At 68.9% G+C, this 17,359-nt stretch carries 17 protein-coding genes and 1 tRNA gene; 12 read left to right on the forward strand and 6 right to left on the reverse strand.

The features are described from left to right. Nucleotides 1–198 precede the first annotated feature (198 nt). The 5 genes from ACK41C_RS13805 (at nucleotide 199) to ACK41C_RS13825 (ending at nucleotide 4,448) form a co-directional block, all read left to right on the forward strand. On the forward strand, nucleotides 199–1,230 hold the full coding sequence (locus ACK41C_RS13805) for a PstS family phosphate ABC transporter substrate-binding protein (RefSeq protein ID WP_409655364.1): 1,032 nt from the start codon (nucleotides 199–201) through the stop codon (nucleotides 1,228–1,230). A 72-nt stretch (nucleotides 1,231–1,302) separates the two neighbouring features. Next, entirely contained in the window at nucleotides 1,303–2,241 is a 939-nt protein-coding gene (gene pstC / locus ACK41C_RS13810; RefSeq protein ID WP_409655367.1) for a phosphate ABC transporter permease subunit PstC, read from the forward strand. Continuing rightward, nucleotides 2,241–3,179 carry a phosphate ABC transporter permease PstA gene (gene pstA, locus ACK41C_RS13815; RefSeq protein ID WP_409655370.1) on the forward strand — a complete coding sequence of 313 codons (939 nt, stop codon included), beginning with the start codon at nucleotides 2,241–2,243 and terminating at the stop codon, nucleotides 3,177–3,179. The genes pstC and pstA overlap by 1 nt, the downstream gene beginning before the upstream one ends. Before the next feature lie 10 nt (nucleotides 3,180–3,189). Beyond that, on the forward strand, nucleotides 3,190–4,002 hold the full coding sequence (pstB, locus tag ACK41C_RS13820) for a phosphate ABC transporter ATP-binding protein PstB (RefSeq protein WP_409655373.1): 813 nt from the start codon (nucleotides 3,190–3,192) through the stop codon (nucleotides 4,000–4,002). Between the two features lie 161 nt (nucleotides 4,003–4,163). Then, nucleotides 4,164–4,448 (forward strand): hypothetical protein, encoded by a 285-nt coding sequence (locus tag ACK41C_RS13825; RefSeq protein WP_409655375.1) that lies wholly within the window; start codon nucleotides 4,164–4,166, stop codon nucleotides 4,446–4,448. A 19-nt stretch (nucleotides 4,449–4,467) separates the two neighbouring features. On the opposite strand, the gene ACK41C_RS13830 is transcribed toward ACK41C_RS13825, so the two are convergent. Further along, complete coding sequence (locus tag ACK41C_RS13830; protein WP_409655378.1) at nucleotides 4,468–5,412, reverse strand: alpha/beta fold hydrolase; 945 nt, start codon at nucleotides 5,410–5,412, stop codon at nucleotides 4,468–4,470. A gap of 159 nt (nucleotides 5,413–5,571) precedes the next feature. Beyond that, nucleotides 5,572–5,647, reverse strand: a tRNA-Asn gene (locus ACK41C_RS13835). 287 nt (nucleotides 5,648–5,934) lie between these two features. Between ACK41C_RS13835 and ACK41C_RS13840 the strand changes: the two genes are divergently transcribed. Together ACK41C_RS13840 and ACK41C_RS13845 are read left to right on the forward strand one after the other, a co-directional pair. After that, nucleotides 5,935–7,344 carry a Mur ligase domain-containing protein gene (locus ACK41C_RS13840; RefSeq protein WP_409655381.1) on the forward strand — a complete coding sequence of 470 codons (1,410 nt, stop codon included), beginning with the start codon at nucleotides 5,935–5,937 and terminating at the stop codon, nucleotides 7,342–7,344. A gap of 79 nt (nucleotides 7,345–7,423) precedes the next feature. Next, the gene (locus tag ACK41C_RS13845) at nucleotides 7,424–8,287 is read left to right on the forward strand and encodes a dienelactone hydrolase family protein (RefSeq protein WP_409655384.1); all 864 of its coding nucleotides are present in this window, start codon (nucleotides 7,424–7,426) and stop codon (nucleotides 8,285–8,287) included. 428 nt (nucleotides 8,288–8,715) lie between these two features. Here the strand turns inward: ACK41C_RS13845 and ACK41C_RS13850 are convergent, their stop codons facing one another. The 3 genes from ACK41C_RS13850 to ACK41C_RS13860 all read right to left on the reverse strand — a co-directional run bounded on the left by ACK41C_RS13850 (nucleotide 8,716) and on the right by ACK41C_RS13860 (nucleotide 11,847). Then, on the reverse strand, nucleotides 8,716–9,528 hold the full coding sequence (locus ACK41C_RS13850) for an alpha/beta fold hydrolase (RefSeq protein ID WP_409655387.1): 813 nt from the start codon (nucleotides 9,526–9,528) through the stop codon (nucleotides 8,716–8,718). Nucleotides 9,529–9,595: 67 nt separating this feature from the next. Then, nucleotides 9,596–10,495, reverse strand: a complete 900-nt coding sequence (locus ACK41C_RS13855; protein WP_409655390.1) for a DMT family transporter — start codon at nucleotides 10,493–10,495, stop codon at nucleotides 9,596–9,598. Nucleotides 10,496–10,542: 47 nt separating this feature from the next. Then, nucleotides 10,543–11,847: an acyl-CoA dehydrogenase family protein gene (locus ACK41C_RS13860; RefSeq protein WP_409655392.1), complete on the reverse strand. Its 1,305-nt coding sequence runs from the start codon at nucleotides 11,845–11,847 to the stop codon at nucleotides 10,543–10,545. Nucleotides 11,848–11,949: 102 nt separating this feature from the next. Here ACK41C_RS13860 and ACK41C_RS13865 point away from each other — a divergent pair, with 102 nt between their 5' ends. The 5 genes from ACK41C_RS13865 to kynB are packed head-to-tail and all read left to right on the forward strand — an operon-like array spanning nucleotide 11,950 to nucleotide 16,010. After that, a complete protein-coding gene (locus ACK41C_RS13865; protein WP_409655394.1) occupies nucleotides 11,950–12,942 on the forward strand; it encodes a phosphotransferase family protein in 993 nt (330 codons plus the stop codon). Next, the gene (locus ACK41C_RS13870; RefSeq protein WP_409655397.1) at nucleotides 12,939–13,298 is read left to right on the forward strand and encodes a DUF6285 domain-containing protein; all 360 of its coding nucleotides are present in this window, start codon (nucleotides 12,939–12,941) and stop codon (nucleotides 13,296–13,298) included. The genes ACK41C_RS13865 and ACK41C_RS13870 overlap by 4 nt, the downstream gene beginning before the upstream one ends. After that, nucleotides 13,295–14,524: a kynureninase gene (kynU, locus tag ACK41C_RS13875; protein ID WP_409655400.1), complete on the forward strand. Its 1,230-nt coding sequence runs from the start codon at nucleotides 13,295–13,297 to the stop codon at nucleotides 14,522–14,524. Before ACK41C_RS13870 ends, kynU begins: the two co-directional genes overlap by 4 nt. Beyond that, the gene (gene kynA, locus ACK41C_RS13880) at nucleotides 14,521–15,327 is read left to right on the forward strand and encodes a tryptophan 2,3-dioxygenase (RefSeq protein WP_409655402.1); all 807 of its coding nucleotides are present in this window, start codon (nucleotides 14,521–14,523) and stop codon (nucleotides 15,325–15,327) included. Before kynU ends, kynA begins: the two co-directional genes overlap by 4 nt. Then, a complete protein-coding gene (kynB, locus tag ACK41C_RS13885) occupies nucleotides 15,324–16,010 on the forward strand; it encodes an arylformamidase (protein WP_409655404.1) in 687 nt (228 codons plus the stop codon). The genes kynA and kynB overlap by 4 nt, the downstream gene beginning before the upstream one ends. On the opposite strand, the gene ACK41C_RS13890 is transcribed toward kynB, so the two are convergent. After that, entirely contained in the window at nucleotides 15,968–17,341 is a 1,374-nt protein-coding gene (locus tag ACK41C_RS13890; protein WP_409655407.1) for a deoxyribodipyrimidine photo-lyase, read from the reverse strand. The genes kynB and ACK41C_RS13890 overlap by 43 nt on opposite strands. Nucleotides 17,342–17,359: the final 18 nt, after the last annotated feature.

The following is a 17,359-nucleotide window of genomic DNA, read 5'->3' on the forward strand; positions in this document are numbered from 1 at the left end:
GCGACTTCGATCCCGCCTTGCGCGCAAAGCCATGTCGCGTCTTATGTTCCGTGCGCTGACGAGCCGCGGCGGGACAAGGTCGCCGCCGCGGAGCGCCGGCGCCGGCGGCGCGACAGTCATAAAACTGTGACGCCCCGTCTCTAGCAGTCGGCCCGAACGCGGCCGGAGCGGCCGCTCCGGGGTTCTAGAGAGACATCCATGATGCAGAAGCTTCTCCTGGCGGGCGTCGCTGTACTGGCCCTGACGGCCTGCGGGCAGGGCGGCGGGACGCAAAAGGCAGACGGCGGCGGCGCTGTCGTGCTGATCGACGGGTCCAGCACCGTCTATCCGATCTCCGAAGCCATCGGCGAAGAATTCCAGAAGACCTCCGGCACGCGAGTGACCATCGGCCTGTCGGGCACCGGCGGCGGCTTCAAGAAGTTCTGCCGCGGCGAGACCGACATCTCCGGCGCGTCGCGGCCGATCAAGGAAGAGGAGATCGCGCTCTGCCGCGAGAACGGCGTGGAGTTCATCGAGCTGCCGGTCGCCCTCGACGCCCTGGCGGTGATCGTCCACCCGGGGAACAGTTTCGTCGACTGCCTGTCGGTGGACGAGCTGAAGACCATCTGGCAGCCGAGCGCCCAGGGGAAGGTGACGAACTGGAATCAGGTGCGGCCGGGTTTCCCGAACCTGCCGATCAAGCTGTTCGGCGCCGGCACCGACTCCGGCACCTTCGACTACTTCACCAAAGCGGTGAGCGGGGAGGAGGGCGCCTCGCGCGGCGACTATACGGCGACGGAAGACGACAACGTCACGGTCACCGGCGTGGCCGGCGATCCGGGCGGCCTTGGCTATCTGGGCCTGGCCTATTTCACTGAGAACGCCGAGCGGGTGAAGGCTGTGCCGATCCGCCAGCCCAACGGCGCCTGCGTCGCCCCGTCGGTGGAGACCGCGCGCAACGCCGCCTACCAGCCTCTCTCGCGCCCGCTCTTCTATTACGTGAACAGCAAGCACGTGGACGAGCGGCCGCACCTGCGCGCCTTCATCGAGTTCGCCTTCGATGCGACGCACAGCGAACCGTTGGTCGCCGAGGTGGGCTACGTGCCGCTGCCGACCCAGGCCTACAGCCTCGCGGCTGCGAAGGTTCAGGCGCGCCGCACCGGCACCTTCTTCGAAGGCGGCTCCAAGATCGGCGTGACGGCGGAAGAGCTCCTGGCCGACGCGGGCGGGCAGCCGGCCGGCGCCCGCTGATCGAAGGCTAGCCCATTCTATGGCCGGGCCTTAGAAGGGCCCGGCCGCTCATTTGGACGAAGGGCGCTTCGCGTGTCGGCCTTGGGTCATGAACTGTCGGAATACGAACGGCTGAAGGGCAGCCCATTCCTGCGGCGCGGGCGCGTCCTGGCCGCCGTCATGCAGGTGGTGCTGTTCGTCTGCGCCGCGCTTTCGGTGCTCATCACCGCGGCCATCGTCTGGGTTCTCGTCTCCGAATCCCTGGTCTTCTTTCGGCAGGTTCCGCTCTTCACCTTCCTGACCGACACCGAGTGGACGCCGGTCTTCACCAACGCCCGCTACGGCATCCTGCCCCTGCTCAGCGCCACCTTCTGGGCGGCGGGAATCGCCATGCTGGTGGCCACGCCGCTCGGCCTGGTGCTCTCGATCTATCTCAGCGAGTTCGCTCGCCCGCAGGTGCGCGAGGCGCTCAAGCCGGTGCTGGAACTGCTGGCCGCCGTGCCGACGGTGGTGTTCGGCTATTTCGCCCTGCTGTTCCTGACGCCGCTCGCCCGGCAGTTCATTCCAGGGCTGTCCGGCTTCAACCTGCTGATCCCCGGCTTCGTCATGGGGATCATGATCCTGCCCTATATCGTCTCGATCAGCGAAGACGCCATGCGCGCGGTGCCCATGAGCCTGCGGGAAGGCGCCTTCGCGCTGGGCATGAGCCGCTGGCGGATGTCGTTCTCGGTGGTGATCCCGGCGGCCTTCTCGGGCGTAACGGCGGCCTATCTCCTGGGCTTCTCCCGCGCGGTGGGCGAGACCATGGTGGTGGCGATCGCCGCCGGCCAGAATCCCAACCTGACGCTCGACCCACGCGAGGGGGCGGCGACCATCACCGCCTATATCGTGCAGATGAGCCTGGGCGACCTGCCGCATGGCTCTCTGGCCTATGCGACGATCTTCGCCGCCGGCCTGGTGCTGTTCTTCATCACGCTCGCCTTCAACGTGCTCGGCTTCTTCCTGCGCAAGCGCTTCCGGGAGGCCTACTGATGACCGATCGGGCTCACGTGCTCGGGTCTTCCAAGGCCGCCGCCGGCCTGGTCTGGAAGATGAAGACCCAGGATCTCGTCTTCGGCGTGATCGGGATCGCCGTGCTGGTCTTCGTGATGGGCCTCCTCTTCACCCTGGTCATCGACCTGATGGGCGACGGCCTGGGCCGGATCGATGGGGCGTTCCTCACCGAGTTTCCCTCCCGCCGGCCCGCCTCGGCGGGGATCCTGTCGGCCTGGGTTGGCACCAGCCTGGTGATGTTCGTCACCGCAGTGCTGGCGATCCCGCTCGGGGTCGGGGCCGGGATCTATCTCGAGGAGTACGCGCCCAAGAACGTGCTGACGGACATCATCGACATCAATGTCAGCAATCTCGCCGGCGTGCCCTCGATCATCTACGGCCTGCTGGCGCTGGGCTTCTTCGTCTACTTCCTGGGCCTCGGCCAGACCGTGCTGGTCGGCGGCATGGTGCTGGCCCTCCTGATCCTGCCCATCGTGATCGTCGCCACGCGGGAGGCCATCCGCTCGGTGCCGGCGGGCCTGCGCGAGAGCGCCTACGGCGTCGGCTGCAACAAGTGGCAGGTGGTCTGGGGCTATGTGCTGCCCTCCGCCCGGCCCGGCATCATCACCGGCGCCATCGTCGGCCTGTCGCGGGCCATCGGCGAGACGGCGCCGATCATCACCATCGGGGCGCTCACCTTCATCGCCTTCCTGCCGCCCAGCCCCGTGCAGCCGGACTTCCCCTGGCTCAACTTCGACTGGCTGAACTCGCCGTTCACGGTGATGCCGATCCAGATGTTCAACTGGATCTCTCGGCCCCAGGCGGCCTTCCACGTCAACGCTGCGGCCACCGGCGTCCTGCTGCTGGCCATGACGCTGGCGATGAATGCTATCGCCATATTCATCCGCTACAGGCTGCGGCGGAACCTTCGGACCTGAGGATCTCGTCTTGAACGCCCAAGCTCCCACCCCCGCCCAGTTCGGCCAGGCCGCCGAGGCCGCCAACGTGCGGGCGCGCGTGAAGGACCTGAAGTTCTGGTACGGCAAGTTCCAGGCCCTGCACGACATCTCCATGGAGATCCGCAACCAGCGGGTCACCGCCATCATCGGCCCCTCGGGTTGCGGCAAGAGCACGCTGCTGCGCTGCTTCAACCGCATTCACGACCTCTATCCGGGGGTGCGTTACGAAGGCGCCATCGAGCTGGAGCCCGACAAGCTGAACCTGGTCAGCCGCTCGGTCGACCCGATCCTGGTGCGGCTGCTGGTGGGCATGGTGTTCCAGAAGCCCAACCCGTTCCCGAAGTCGATCTACGAGAACGTCGCCGCCGGCCTCTATGTGCGCGGCATCCGCAACAAGGGCGAGATCGACGGCCGCGTCGAGCACGCCCTGCAGCAGGCCGCCCTCTGGAACGAGGTGAAGGATCGGCTGAACAAGTCCGCCCTCGAGCTCTCCGGCGGCCAGCAGCAGCGCCTCTGCATCGCCCGCGCCCTGGCGCCGGAACCCAAGCTGCTGCTGCTGGACGAGCCGACCTCCGCCCTGGACCCCATCGCCACCGCCAAGATCGAGGAACTGATCGACGGGCTGGTGGAGGACGTCACCGTCCTCATCGTCACCCACAACATGGCTCAGGCCGCGCGGATTTCGCACCACACCGCCTTCATGCACCTGGGCAAGCTGATCGAGTTCGGCGAGACCCAGCAGGTCTTCACCAACCCGCGGGTGCCCCAGACCCAGGACTACATCACCGGCCGCTTCGGCTGACGGGACCCTCAAGTCCGCGCGCTTTCGCCGCGGGCTTTTTCGCGCCGCTTAGATCACGGGTTCGTGATCAGTGTGTCATGTAAACTTCAATTTCGTGACGACCGGCGTATCGTTCCCGAAAGGCCCCGCTCCAGGGGCCACATTCCAAGGGAGCGAAAGCCTTGCGTTACATCGTGCTGGGGGCGGCCCTCGCCACGCTTTCATTCGCCTCCGCCGGCGCGGAAGAGGCCAGGCCCGCCAAGGCGGCCCAGGCCGAGCCGGCGAAGAAGCTCTACATCTGCGACCAGGACGAGATGACCCGCCGCGCCTTCGTGCGCGAGTACGGCGCGATCGAGTTCGTGAAGGCCGAAGACGCCGCCCAGGCCGAAACCTGGGCGACGCCCAAGTGCATCACCGTGGTCGAGCACCAGCGCCTGAAGCGGATGGCGCTCGCCCAGGCCCGCTAGACGGTGCGCGACGGCCGCCTCAGTTGGCGGCGGCCGTCTGCTCGGCCCAGCTCTTCACCCCGCTCTCGCCGTTCAGGAACGGCAGGGCGGTGCGGACCAGTTCCGGGGCCATGAAGATCTCGTAGTGGGTCAGGTCCGGCAGGATCGCCAGCCGGTTTGGCGACATGTTCTCGCGCATCCAGCCGGCGTCGCGCTGGCCGCCGCCCAGCAGCTTGTAGAACTCGACCACGTGCTCGGGGCGGTACATGTCCGAATCGCCGAACACCAGCATGACCGGCATCTTCAGGCCCCTGGCGTCGTCGGCCCAATTGTAGGGCCGGCGCATCAGTTCGCCCATGGCGTCCAGCAGCCGCGGGAACTCCGAAACGTCCGGCGCCACGGCGGCGTAGGACTGGTACATGGGCGTGTCCTTCATCATCTCGGCCATCCCGGCCCCCACGCTGGCCTGCATGGGCAGCATCTCCGGATAGAAGCCATCCTGGGCGAACCCGCCCGAGACCAGGACGAGCCGGCGCACCTTGCCGGGATGCTGGGCCGCCAGGCGGAAGGCCGCTCCGGCGCCGAAGGAATAGCCCAGCGCGTCCACCTGCTCGTAGCCCAGGGCGTCGAGCACGACGGCCAGATCGTCGCCGATGTCGACGAGGTCGATCTTCCGGTTCCCCAGTTGGGTCCGGCCGTGGCCGTGCAGGTCCACGGCGATCACCTGCCGCCCGGCGGCGAGCTGGGGCAGGAGCGGGCCGAACATGTCGATGGAACCCAGGCCGCCATGCAGCAGCAGCAGCGGTTCGCCCTGGCCGTGGACCTCGTAATAGTAGTTCAGGCCGTTCGCCGGCACGTGGCCGCTGCGGGCAGGGAGGGGCTTGGCGGGGGCTTGCATCTCGGGCTTGGCTCCTTGGACCTGGGCGAACACGGGCGCCGACAGGCAGGCCGCGGCGGCGATCAGGGCGATCAGCGGGGTCTTCATCGACCGGTCTCCATCGTGGCGACCGAACCCCTCGGCGCCTTCCTGGCCCAAGGACGCGCAAGCTCGGCCGACGCCGACATCGGTTGACGAAAAAAGCGCAGCCGAAAGCCACGGATTTGATGGAGGAGGGGCGCCCTCGAGCGGAACGCAGAGCCAAGATGGCTCCCCGAGCAGGACTCGAACCTGCGACAAGCCGGTTAACAGCCGGCTGCTCTACCAACTGAGCTATCGGGGATCAGCTTGGAGCCGGGCGTATACGCCGCGTCGCGCGGCCGCGCAAGCATATCGGACGCGATGTCGCGCGTCGGCCTGTGAAAAAAAAGAGCCCGGCCGGAGCCGGGCTGTTCGAAGTGGGTGATGGTGGGGTGTCTTCGTGGAAGACCCCTGCAGGTTCCCGCCTTATGGTTAAGCGAAGGTTAAGGCTTTGGGCGGCAAGTCGGCGGAACGCTGCGACTTCGGGCGGGCTCGACGCGCCCTGCGCCGGAGGGTAGCAGCGCCGAGGCGGCGGATCCTGGGGAGGCCATGCGTATCCATTTCACCGGCGTGGCCGGGGCGGGCATGAGCGCCGTGGCCCTGATGATGCGCGATGCGGGCCACCAGGTCTCCGGGTCCGACGAGGACGTCTTTCCGCCGATGTCCACCTATGTGGAGGGCCTGGGCTTTCCCTTCCATCGCCGGTTCGATGCGGCGAATCTGCCTCAGGACCTCGATCTCCTGGTGCTCGGGACCAGCGCCAAGCTGGGCGCCGAGTCGAATCCGGAGGTCGCCGCCGCCCGGGCGCGCGGCGTGCGCGTCACCACCTTCGCCGAACTGCTGGGGGAGGCGACGCGGGATCGCGACGTCACGGTGGTGGCCGGCTCCTTCGGAAAGTCCACCTGCGCGGCCCTGATGGCCCACATCCTGGCGCAAGGCGGGCGCGATCCGGGCTGGATGGTGGGGGCGATCTCGCCGGCTCTCCCGCAGACCGGGCGCTGGGGCGCAGGCCCCGTGGTGCTGGAGGGCGACGAATATGTGGTGTCGGCGTCCGACCGGCGCTCCAAGTTCGACCTCTACCGGCCCGATCACCTGCTGCTGACCTCGCTGGTCCACGACCACGTCAACGTCTTCCCGACCTTCGCTGAATACGAAGCGCCGTTCCGGCGGCTGCTGCGGGCGGTCCCGGAGACCGGCGTGGCGGTGCTGCGCGACCATCCGGCGATCCGCGCCGTCGCAGGCGAGACCACCGCCCGCCTGGTCTGGTACGGGGCTTCGCCGTGCGAGGGCTGGTTCGCTCGCGACGTGGCCTTCGGCGAAACCACCCGCTTCGTACTGGCCGGCCCCGGCGGCCGCGAACTGCCCTTACGCACCGGACTGCTGGGCGCGCACAATGTGGAGAACATCGTCGGCGTGGCCGCCTTCCTGTTGGAGCGTGGCCTCGTGGAGCCCGACGTGCTCGCGCGGGCGGTTAAGAGCTTCTCCGGCATCCGGCGGCGGCTCGACCGGCTGACCGCCGCCTCTCGCGTGCCGGTGGTGGAAGGCTTCGGCTCGTCCTACACAAAGGCCCGCTCGGCCATCGAGGCCATGCGCCTGCACTTCCCGCAGCGCCCGCTGACCGTGGTCTTCGAGCCGCACGCCTTCTCCTGGCGCAGCCGCGACGCGCTCGCCTGGTACGACACGGTGTTCGAAGGCGTCGACCGGGTGCTGGTCATTCCGCCGCCGACTCACGGCGCGGGCGGGCACCACCAGTCCACCCATGCCGAGATCCTCGACCGCATCGCCGCGGCCGGCGTGGCGGTGGAGGGCGTCGTCACCGCCGACCAGGCGGTCGGTGCGCTGTCGCATCTCACGGGCTCCGAGGCGGTGCTGCTGCTCTCCTCCGGGCCGCTGCTGGGGCTGCCGGACAGCCTGCCGCCGGTGTTCGACCGACTCTACGGGCAGGTCGTTCCAGCCTGAGGCTCGATTCCGGGCTTCCCCTGAAGGCCGCGGGTCGCGACAATCCTCCCAAGGTTGAACGCCGAAGGGAGGCTGCGCCATGTGCGACGACGACATCCACCAGGGCCTGACTTACGATCCCACCGTCTCGCGCCGCGCCTTCGGCCTGATGGCGGTGGCGAGCGCCGGGATCGCCTCGGCCGCGCGTGCTGCGCAGAAGGTGGTCGAGCGCGACGTGGAGGTGAAGACGCCCGACGGCGTGGCCGACGCCGCGCTGTTCTATCCGGAAGGGCAGGGGACCGGGCCTGCCGTGCTGATCTGGCCGGACGTGGTCAGCCTGCGCCCCGTGTTCCGGGAAATGGGCCGTCGGCTCGCGGGCGAGGGCTATGTGGTGCTGGTCCCCAACCTCTATTACCGCGTCAAGCGCGCGCCGGTGGTGGAGAGCGGCTTCAATTTCGCGAACGCCGAGGACCGCGCGAAGCTCACCCCCATGCGGGCCAGCGTGACGCCGGAAGGCACCGATCGGGATTCGGTCGCATACCTCGCCTTCCTCGATGCGCAAGTCCAGACCGACAAGACCAGGAAGGCCGGCGTGCAGGGCTATTGCATGGGCGGTCCGCTCTCCGTCCGCACCGCCGCGGCGGTTCCGGACCGGATCGGGGCGGTGGCCAGCTTCCACGGCGGCGGCCTGCACACCGAGGCGCCGACCAGCCCCCACCTGCTGCTGCCCCGGACCAAGGCCGAGTACCTGATCCTGGTGGCCGACAACGACGACAAGCAGGATCCGCAGGCCAAGGAGAACTTCCGGGCGGCGCTGGCCGCCGCCGGCCGGCCGCACAAGGTCGAGGTCTATGAGGGCGCCAACCACGGCTGGACCGTCCGCGGCAGCCAGGTCTACGACGAGGCCGCCGCCGAACGCGCCTGGACCGAACTCCTGGCCCTCTACAAGCGGGCCCTGGTCTAAGTCACCCGCTGCCTCCTCTCCCGCCGTGCGGGAGAGGATGCCTGAAGGGCAGGTGAGGGCGAGGCGAAGCGGCGCAAGAACCTGCTGCATCTGAAGTTGGCGCCTCCGGCGCCAGCGGCTCCGCCGCCCTCGCAGGCTTCGTCCGCGAGCCCTCACCTGGCCTGACGGCCTGTCCTCTCCCGCAAGCGGGAGAGGAGGAGAGCTCACTATCATCCCCTCTCCCGCTTGCGGGAGAGGGTGCCCGGAGGGCAGGTGAGGGCGAGGCGCAGCCGAGGCCGCCGTCAGGCGGGCGGCGCAAAGCGGCGCAAGAATCGGCTGCGTTTGAAAGTGTTGGCGCCTCCGCCGCCCTCGCAGGCTTCGCCCGCGAGCCCTCACCGGCCCTTGCGGGCCACCTCTCCCAAAGGAAGAGGATGTCGGAGGACTCCGCCCTAACCGTCCGCCGCGGCGATCCGCGCCTCGACCATCGGCTCCAGCCAGGCGCCGCGCTCGATGATGTTCATGTGGGTGGTGTCCGGCAGGATGGCGAGCTTCGCGCCGGGGATCAGCCGGTACATGTCGGCGGCGTGCTCGATGCGGGTGAAATCGTTGTCGCCGATGGCGATCAGGACCGGGCTGCGGATCGCGCGGAGCTGCGCGTCGGTCCAGCCGGTCCATCCGCCCAGCATGGCGTTCAGCCGTTCCAGGACCGACTCGAAGCTGGCCGGGTCGGGATTGTGCCGGTCGAAGTTCGCCTTCCAGGCCGCGAAATCCTGCTCGGTGGGCAGCAGCGGGACGATCTCGGGCGAAGGCACATGGTTCGGATCGGTCTGCATCTTCACCAGTTCGGGCAGCATGCCGTCCAGGCGATAGAAGGCCGAGACGACGGCCGCGCTGGCGGTCAGGTCCGGATGGCGGATCGCCATGCCGGTGGCGATCATCCCGCCCAGGCTGTGGCCGAAGAGGTGCGCCCTCGGCACGCCCAGATGCTTCAGCACGCCCGCGGTGTCGTCCACCATCCGCTCGACCGCGAACGGCCCCGGCCGGTCGCCGGTGTGGCCGTGGCCCTGCTGCTCGATGGCGATCACCGGGCGCGTCTTGGAAAAGCGCGGGATCAGGTCACGGGTGAAGGCGGTGTCGATGGCCATCATGCCGCCGTGCAGCAGCACCAGGGGCGTCCGCCCGCCGGTGGGCGAGCCGCCATGGACCTCGTAATAGACCTTCAGACCGTCGACTGCGGCGTAGCCAGTGGCGTTGGGCTGCATGATGGTTCCTCAGCTTGGGTCCTTAGGACGCGCCAAGACGCGGGGATCCGACAATGTCGACCGATTATCAACCCGCGTGCAGGGCTCCGGCCTCGACCTTCGGCGCGCGCAGCAGGATCCAGGAGGCGCCGACGATCAGCGCGGCCGCGACAAGGATGGCCGGGCTCCACGCGTCGCCAAACAGGAGAACCGCGAGGAGGATGGCGTATATCGGCTCCATGGAAACCGCGGCCCCGCAGGCGGCTGCCGGCAGACGGGCCAAGGCGAAGAGGAAGAGCTGGTGGGTGAGGGCGGTTCCGATGATTCCCAGGGCGGCGATCGCGAGCCAGTCTGAGGCGGCTTGAAAGCCGGGAACGAAGGGCAGGGCGGGCGCCAGCAACAACGCCACGAAGATGCACTGCCAGAACGACAGAACGAGAGGCGCGAGTCGCCGCCCGAGATTTTGCGTCGTTAGCGAAAAGACCGCGAAGGAAACGGCCGACGCCAAGCCGATCAACGCTCCCGTCTGAGCATTCGGCGCAACCTTCACGCCAGGGCCGGCGATCAGGGCCACGGCGCCGACAATGGCTAGCCCGGCGATCAGCTCCCAGAGGCTCGGCCATTGGCGGCGCAGCCCCGCCTGCAGCAGGATCGTGAACAGCGGAAAGGTGGACACGGTCAGCGTGGCCACCGCCACGCCGGCCACCTGTACGGATCCGAAGAAGGTCGCCCAGTGAAAGGCGAGGAGGGCGGCGGCGCGCGCGACCCGGATCGCGTCACGTCGCTCCAGCCTCAGGGAAACCCGCCGGAGCGCCGCCACCAGGGCGAGGGCCGCGGCGGCGAACATCACCCGGCCGGCCACGATCCACAGCGGCGAGGCGGCGATCTTTCCGAAGAGCGCCGTGGCCCCGAAGATCAGCGCTGCGAGATTCACGGCGACAAGGGCGCGCCACCGCTCGGGCGTCGAGCCCGCAGGTCCCACGGTCATGCGCGCGCCCCCCCGAGGCCGCGCCTAACACGGCGCAGGCTGGCCGCCTACTCCGCCGCCGCCAGTTCCTTGAACGCCGCCCGCTTGGGCCCGAGGTAGCCGAACAGGAAAGCCGCGACCTTGCGCATCTGGATCTCCTCCGAGCCCTCGGTGATCCGGTAGCGGCGGTGGTGGCGGTAGATGTGCTCGAAGGGCTTGTGGCGGGAATAGCCGATGCCGCCGTGCACCTGCATGGCTCGGTCGGCCGCCTCGCAGACCAGGCGGTTCGCCCAGTAATTGCACATGGAGACCTTGTCGGAGATCTGCCGCTCGATCTCCTTGTGCTCCATCCGATCCATCTCCCAGGCGGTCTTGCGGATCAGGAGACGCAGCATCTCGGCCTGGGTCGCCAGCTCCACCAGCGGCCACTGGATGGCCTGGTTCTCGGCCAGGGCCTTGCCGAACGGCTTGCGCTGGCGGGCGTACTTGACGCTCTCCTCGATGCAGAAGACCGCCGCGCCCAGGGACGAGGCCGCCTGGCGGATGCGGTTCTGGTGCACGAAGCTCTGGCCGAGCCCCAGCCCGCGGTCGATCTGGCCCCAGTAGCTGTCCTCCGGCACCCAGACGTCGGTGAAGCTGACCCGCGGGTGGTCGGTCGGCATGTTGAAGGTCCAGAGCCACTCCTCGACTTTCACCCCCGGCGCGTCGGCGGGCACGATGAAGCAGGTGATGCCGTGGGCGTCGCCGTCCTCGCCGCTGGTGCGGGCGAAGACCATGCAGTGGGTGGCCACGTGCATGCCGGTCGACCACATCTTCTCGCCGTTGATCAGCCAGCCGGGCTGGCCGTCGCGGTCCTGCCGGACGGCCCGGGTCTCCATGTGGGTGGCGTCGGAGCCGTGGTTCGGCTCGGTCAGGCCGAAGATGGTCCGCATCTTGCCCGACAGCAGCTTCTCGGAGTCGCGCTCGTACTGGGCGTTGGTCGCGAACTCCTTGAACATCAGGATGAAGGGGTTGTTGCCGACGATGGAATGCTCGTTCTGCAGGTCGTTGTGCAGGCCCAGGCCCTTGGCGGCCAGGTGCTCGCGGATCACCGCCATGTCGAGGTTCGAGCCGCCCTTGCCGCCCATCTCCTTGGGCCAGGCATAGCGGAGGTGGCCGGCCGCGTCGGCCCGGCGGCGCGCCTCGGCCAGCAACTCCTCCCATTCCTTCTTGGGCAGGCCGCCGGCGTCCCAGTCGGTGCGGGCGTATTCGCGCCGGTGGTCGAAGAAGCGCATGTTGTCGTCGGCCTGTTCGAGCGGCTTGATCTCGGCCTCGATGAAGGCGTCGAGCTCGGCGAGATAGGCTTCCAGGTGCGCAGGCAGGCTGAAGTCCAAGGCTGTGTCCTCCCAAATCGGCCGTTCGATTGACGGTTTACAAGCCGGCCGGCGACGCGGCAGATCGTATTTTCCATAAGCATTTCAGGGTTCCGCGGCGTCATGGCAAACGAGATCGCAGAGGCGCTTTCGCGCCTCGCCCCCCGGCTGGGCGGGGCGGGCGCGCAGGTGGCCGACCTCCAGCGCCTGTCCGGCGGCGCCAGCGCCGAGACCTGGGCTTTCGCCCTCGAAGGCGGGGCCGGAGGACGGCGGGAAATGATCCTGCGCCGGCGTCCCAACGCTGCGGCCGCCGAGGACTCGCGGTCGGTCACCATCGCGACCGAAGCGGCCCTGATCCGCGCGGCGGCGGCGGCCGGCGCGCCCGTGCCGCCGGTGGTGCATCTCGCAGGGCCCGAAGACGGCCTGGGCGAAGCCCACATCACCGGCCGCATCGCCGGCGAGACCCTCGGCCGCAAGATCGTCGCCGATTCCAAGTTCGAGGCCGTGCGTCCCCGGCTCGCGCGCCAGTGCGGCGAGATCCTGGCCCGCATCCATGCGGCCAAGTGCGAGGCGCCCCTGAAGAGCGTCGATTTTCTGGAGGAGCTGGCGCGATACGAGGCGGTCTATCGCGCGTCGGGCGCCGAGCGGCCGATCCTGGAACTGGCCTTCCAGCACCTGAAGACCAAGGCGCCGGAGCCGATCGCCCCGGTGCTCCTGCACGGCGACTTCCGCAATGGGAACCTGATCGTCGATCCGGAGGCGGGCGTCGTCGCCGTGCTCGACTGGGAGCTCGCCCATCGCGGCGACCCGGCCGAGGATCTGTCGTGGATCTGCGTGAACTCCTGGCGCTTCGGGCGCAACGACCGTCCGGTGGGCGGGTTCGGCGGGTACGAAGACCTGCTGGAGGGCTACGCCGCCGCCGGGGGCGTGGAGATCCCCTTGCGCCGCCTGCGGACCTGGCAGGCGCTCGGCTCGCTGAAATGGGGCGTGATGTGCCTGATGATGTACACAAGCTATGCGTCCGGCGCCGAGACCTCCGTGGAGCGGCCGATGATCGGCCGGCGCGTTTCGGAAACCGAGATCGACCTGATCGCCCTGATGGAGGCTGGCCTGTGATCACCCATCCGCGCACCGAGGAACTGGCCGAGGCCGTCGCCGGCTGGATCGACAGCGTCCGGCCCTCGCTCGACCCCCGCAACGCTTTCCTGGCCCGCGTGGCGGTGAACGTGTTGGGCGTGGTCGGGCGTGAGCTGGTCCATGGGCCTGCCGCCGAGGCTGCGGCCCGCGCGCGCTTCGCCGAACTTCTGGGCCATGACGGCGGCTTCGAGGCCCTGAACGCCGAACTGTGCGAAGCCCTGCGCGACGGCCGCATGGACGCCGCGACGCCCGGCCTTCTGGCGGCCCTGAAGGCGACGGCGCTGGAGCGTATCGCCATAGACCAGCCCAACTACGCCTACGAAGGTCGCCGATGACCCTCAGCCGCGAGGCCTGCGAGGCGCTGGACCGCGCCGATCCCCTTGCGGACCGCCGCGCCCTGTTCGACCTCCCGGAAGGCGTGATCTATCTCGACGGCAATTCCCTGGGCGCCCTGCCGCGGGCGGTGAAGGCCAGGCTCGACGCCGCCGTGACCGTCGAATGGGGGCGCGACCTCATCAAGAGCTGGAACACCGCCGGCTGGATCGACCTGCCGGCCCGCGTGGGCGCGAAGATCGCCCCGCTGATCGGCGCCGGGGCCGACGAGGTGATCGCCGCCGACTCCACCTCGGTCAATCTCTTCAAGCTGGCGGCCGGCGCCCTGAAGCTGCGTCCCGGCCGCCGCGTCATCGTCACCGAGCCAGGCAACTTCCCCACCGACCTCTATATCCTCCAGGGCTTGCGCGACTTCCTGCCGGACGTGGAGCTGCGGGTGGTCGCGCCCGCCGACCTGCCCTCCGCCCTTGACGAGGACGTCGCTCTCCTGCTGCTCACCCACGTCCACTACAAGTCCGGCGCCGTCCACGACATGGCCGCCCTGACGGCGAAGGCCCACGCGGCCGGCGCCTTGACGCTCTGGGACCTCAGCCACTCGGCCGGGGCTTTGGAGGTGAATCTGGCGGGGTGCGGCGCCGATCTGGCGGTGGGGTGCGGGTACAAGTATCTGAACGGCGGGCCGGGCGCGCCAGCTTTTCTGTTTGTAAGCAGGCGCTTGCAAGCGGAATTTCAGACGCCGCTTTCGGGCTGGATGGGCCATGCCGCGCCCTTCGCCTTCTCCGACGACTACCGGCCGGCGCCGGGGGTCCTGCGCACGCTTTGCGGCACGCCGTCGGTGCTCGGCCTCACCGCCTTGGAGGCGGCGCTGGAGGCGTTTTCCGGAGTGGATCTCTGCGATCTTCGCGCCAAGTCCATGAAACTCGGAGATCTTTTCCTCGAGCTGATGGAGCGGCGGCGCCTGCCGTTCGGCCTGGCCTGTCCGCGGGCTTCGGCGCAGCGTGGGAGCCAGGTTTCGCTCACGCACCCAAATGGCTACGCCATCGTCCAGGCGCTGATTGCCCGCGGTGTCATCGGCGATTTCCGCGCTCCCGACGTGCTTAGATTCGGTTTCGCGCCGCTTTACGTGCGCTATGTGGACGTCTGGGACGCGGTCGAGCATCTGGCCGCGGTGATGGTTCGTGAGGAGTGGCGCGAACCGCGCTTCAACGAGGTGGCCGCCGTAACATGAGCGAGAAGCTGCATACGCCGCCGGACATGAGCTATGGCGACTATCTGGGCCTGGGCGTTCTGCTTTCCGCCCAGAAGCCGTTGTCGGGCGAGCATGACGAGCTCTTGTTCATCGTCATCCACCAGGCCTCCGAGCTGTGGCTGAAGCTGTCGCTGCACGAGCTGCGCGCCGCCCGCGCCTGGATCGCCGAAGATGATCTGGGACCGGCCTTCAAGGCCATTGCGAGGGTCAGCCGCATCCAGGGCCAGCTCATCCAGTCGTGGGACGTGCTGGGCACCATGACCCCTTCGGATTACCACGCCTTCCGGCCGCATCTGGGGCAGAGCTCGGGGTTCCAGTCGCATCAGTACCGGGCGTTGGAGTTCCTCCTCGGGGCCAAGGACGCGGCCATGCTGCGCGTGCATGAGGGGACGCCCTTTCACGCCGGCCTCGCCGAGGCCCTGGCCGAGCCCAGCCTCTACGACGAATGCGTCCGCCTGCTGGCTCGCCGCGGCTTCGCCCTGCCGGCAGATGCGGTCGAGCGCGACTGGCGCGTCAGGCGGGCCGAGCATCCGGCGGTGGAGGCCGCCTGGCTGGAGGTCTATCGCGACCCCGAACGCCACTGGGACCTCTACGAACTGGCCGAGAAGCTGGTGGATCTGGAGTTCCGGTTCCAGCAATGGCGCTTCGCCCATCTGAAGACCGTCGAGCGGATCATCGGCTTCAAGGCGGGCACCGGCGGCAGTTCGGGCGCGGCCTATCTGGCGCGGGCGCTGCAGGGCTCGTTCTTTCCAGAGCTCTACAAGGTGCGGACTGACCTATGAGCGAGCGCGACGAACTCGGCCGCCGGATCTGGGACATCAGCCAGCCCCTGCGGCCCGGCCTGCCGGTCTGGCCGGGGGACACCCCCTACGAGGAGGCGCGCACCTGGCATCTGGACGAGGCCTGCCCGGTCAATGTCAGCCGCATCGTGCTCTCCACCCACAGCGGGGCGCATGCCGACGCGCCGCTTCATTACGATCCGGCCGGCGAGCCGATCGGTTCGGCGCCGCTGTCGCCCTATCTCGGGCCGGCGCAGCTGATCGAGGTGCGGCCTGCGGCCGAGCGGATCGCCTGGGCCGAGATCGAAGGCCGCCTGGCCGACGGCGTGCGCCGCGTCCTCCTGCGCACCTATGAGCGCTTCCCCCACGAGGCCTGGCGATCGGATTTCGCCACACCCTCGCCGGAGCTGATCGACGAGCTGGGCGCGCGGGGCGTCGTGCTCATCGGCCTGGACTCGCCCTCGCTCGATCCTGAGACCGCCAAGGACCTGGTCAGCCACAAGGCCGTGCGCCGCCACCGCATGGCGATCCTGGAAGGGCTGGTTCTGGACGGGATACCGGAGGGCCTCTACGAGCTCATCGCCCCGCCGCTGAAGCTCGCCAACGCCGACGCCGCGCCGGTGCGGGCGCTGTTGCGCGAGCTTCACCCCTCGGCCGCAGCCAGCCTCTCGACCTCGGCGACATAGGCTTCAGCGTCGAAGCTCTTCAGGCTGTTGGCCCCCATCGACCGCACCGTGCCGAACACCGGCCGCGGCCCCCAGGGCCGGTCGTGCAGGCCGAAGATCCAGCCGACATTGGCGTAGGAATTCGGGTCGCGCCCGTCGAGGAAGTACCGGTTGTTGAGATGGAGGATCCGCCGCCAGGCCTCCTCCGGGCTCGGCGACCATTCCAGGATCTTCTTGCCCCAGTACATGCGCAGGCGGTTGTGCATATAGCCGGTGGCCCGCATCTCAAGCTGAGCGGCGTTCCAGTAGCGGTCGTGCGTGCGGCCCGCCTCCAGCGTCTCCAGGTCGTAGAGATGCGGCCGCGGCGCGTCGCCTTGAGCGGCCAGGGTCGCCCGCGCCCACTCGGGAAGGCAGTCGTAACGGTCGTACTGGGGTTCGTAGAGCGCGTGGTTCATGGCCAGTTCGCGCCTCACGATCAGCTCCTCCAGGTAGGCCGCCCTGTCGGCGCTTCCTGCGGCTGCCGCCGCCCTGACCCGCAGCGCGATGTCGACCGGCGAGATCTGGCCGAAGTGCAGGTAGGGACTCAGCTGCGACGCGGCGTGCGCCTCCGGCCGCCCTCGATCCTCGGCGTAGCGGGTCAGGCCATCGGCGAGGAAGGCGTCGAGACGCCGCTGAGCCTCGTCTTCTCCGCCCCGGAACCGGCGGACCGGGCGAACCGACCGGTCGACATCGAGCGCGGCGAGCGCGGCGTCCAGATCGTCCAGGTCCACGTCCCCGCGCGGGAGATCTTCGCCGGCGCGGCGTTCGGGCGCGATGGGCTCGAGCGGCTGGACATAGTCCTCCCACAGGCGATGCAGCTTGGGGCGCAAGGTGCGCGCGGCGTATTCGTGCTTGGGCGAAGCGGTCTCCACCGGGACCACCACGTCGCCCTCGACCTGCAGCAGGCGGCAGCCGATCGCCTGGGCGAGGGTTTTGCGCCAGGCGCGCTGGATCCGCAGATAGCCGCGGTCGCAGACCACCAGGGCCGCGTCCTGCGACAGCTCCAGCGCCACGGCTTCGGGAGAGCCCCGTCGGACGGCGAATCCCACGCCGCGTTGCGCAAGATTTCGCGCCGCCTGCACAAGGCCCTGGAGCATGAAATGGTAGTGGCGTGCGTTCGCCTCCGGAAAGCCGTCCGTCAGGCCGAAGGCCGCAAGCACCGGCAGGCCGAGCGCATTGGCCTCGGAGATCGCCAGCTCCAGGGACGGGTTGAACCGCGTCCTCTGCGACTGCTGCATCCAGTAAAGCACATAGCGGCCCCCTTTTCGGATCGGCTCGCGGCTTCGCAGGCGGATGCGCGTGGTCTGGATCATGGCGGCTCCTCCCGCGCG

Origin of the sequence: Phenylobacterium sp., assembly GCF_046290725.1 — a bacterium.
Classification (GTDB): Bacteria; Pseudomonadota; Alphaproteobacteria; order Caulobacterales; family Caulobacteraceae; genus Phenylobacterium.

Coding starts and splice junctions, on each gene's coding strand:
- ACK41C_RS13805 (WP_409655364.1), top strand. CDS start 199: ATGATGCAGAAGCTTCTCCTGGCGGGCGTCGCTGTACTGGCCCTGACG.
- pstA (WP_409655370.1), top strand. CDS start 2,241: ATGACCGATCGGGCTCACGTGCTCGGGTCTTCCAAGGCCGCCGCCGGC.
- ACK41C_RS13830 (WP_409655378.1), bottom strand. CDS start 5,412: ATGAAGACCCCGCTGATCGCCCTGATCGCCGCCGCGGCCTGCCTGTCG.
- ACK41C_RS13840 (WP_409655381.1), top strand. CDS start 5,935: ATGCGTATCCATTTCACCGGCGTGGCCGGGGCGGGCATGAGCGCCGTG.
- ACK41C_RS13845 (WP_409655384.1), top strand. CDS start 7,424: ATGTGCGACGACGACATCCACCAGGGCCTGACTTACGATCCCACCGTC.
- ACK41C_RS13850 (WP_409655387.1), bottom strand. CDS start 9,528: ATGCAGCCCAACGCCACTGGCTACGCCGCAGTCGACGGTCTGAAGGTC.
- ACK41C_RS13855 (WP_409655390.1), bottom strand. CDS start 10,495: ATGACCGTGGGACCTGCGGGCTCGACGCCCGAGCGGTGGCGCGCCCTT.
- ACK41C_RS13865 (WP_409655394.1), top strand. CDS start 11,950: ATGGCAAACGAGATCGCAGAGGCGCTTTCGCGCCTCGCCCCCCGGCTG.
- kynU (WP_409655400.1), top strand. CDS start 13,295: ATGACCCTCAGCCGCGAGGCCTGCGAGGCGCTGGACCGCGCCGATCCC.
- kynA (WP_409655402.1), top strand. CDS start 14,521: ATGAGCGAGAAGCTGCATACGCCGCCGGACATGAGCTATGGCGACTAT.
- kynB (WP_409655404.1), top strand. CDS start 15,324: ATGAGCGAGCGCGACGAACTCGGCCGCCGGATCTGGGACATCAGCCAG.
- ACK41C_RS13890 (WP_409655407.1), bottom strand. CDS start 17,341: ATGATCCAGACCACGCGCATCCGCCTGCGAAGCCGCGAGCCGATCCGA.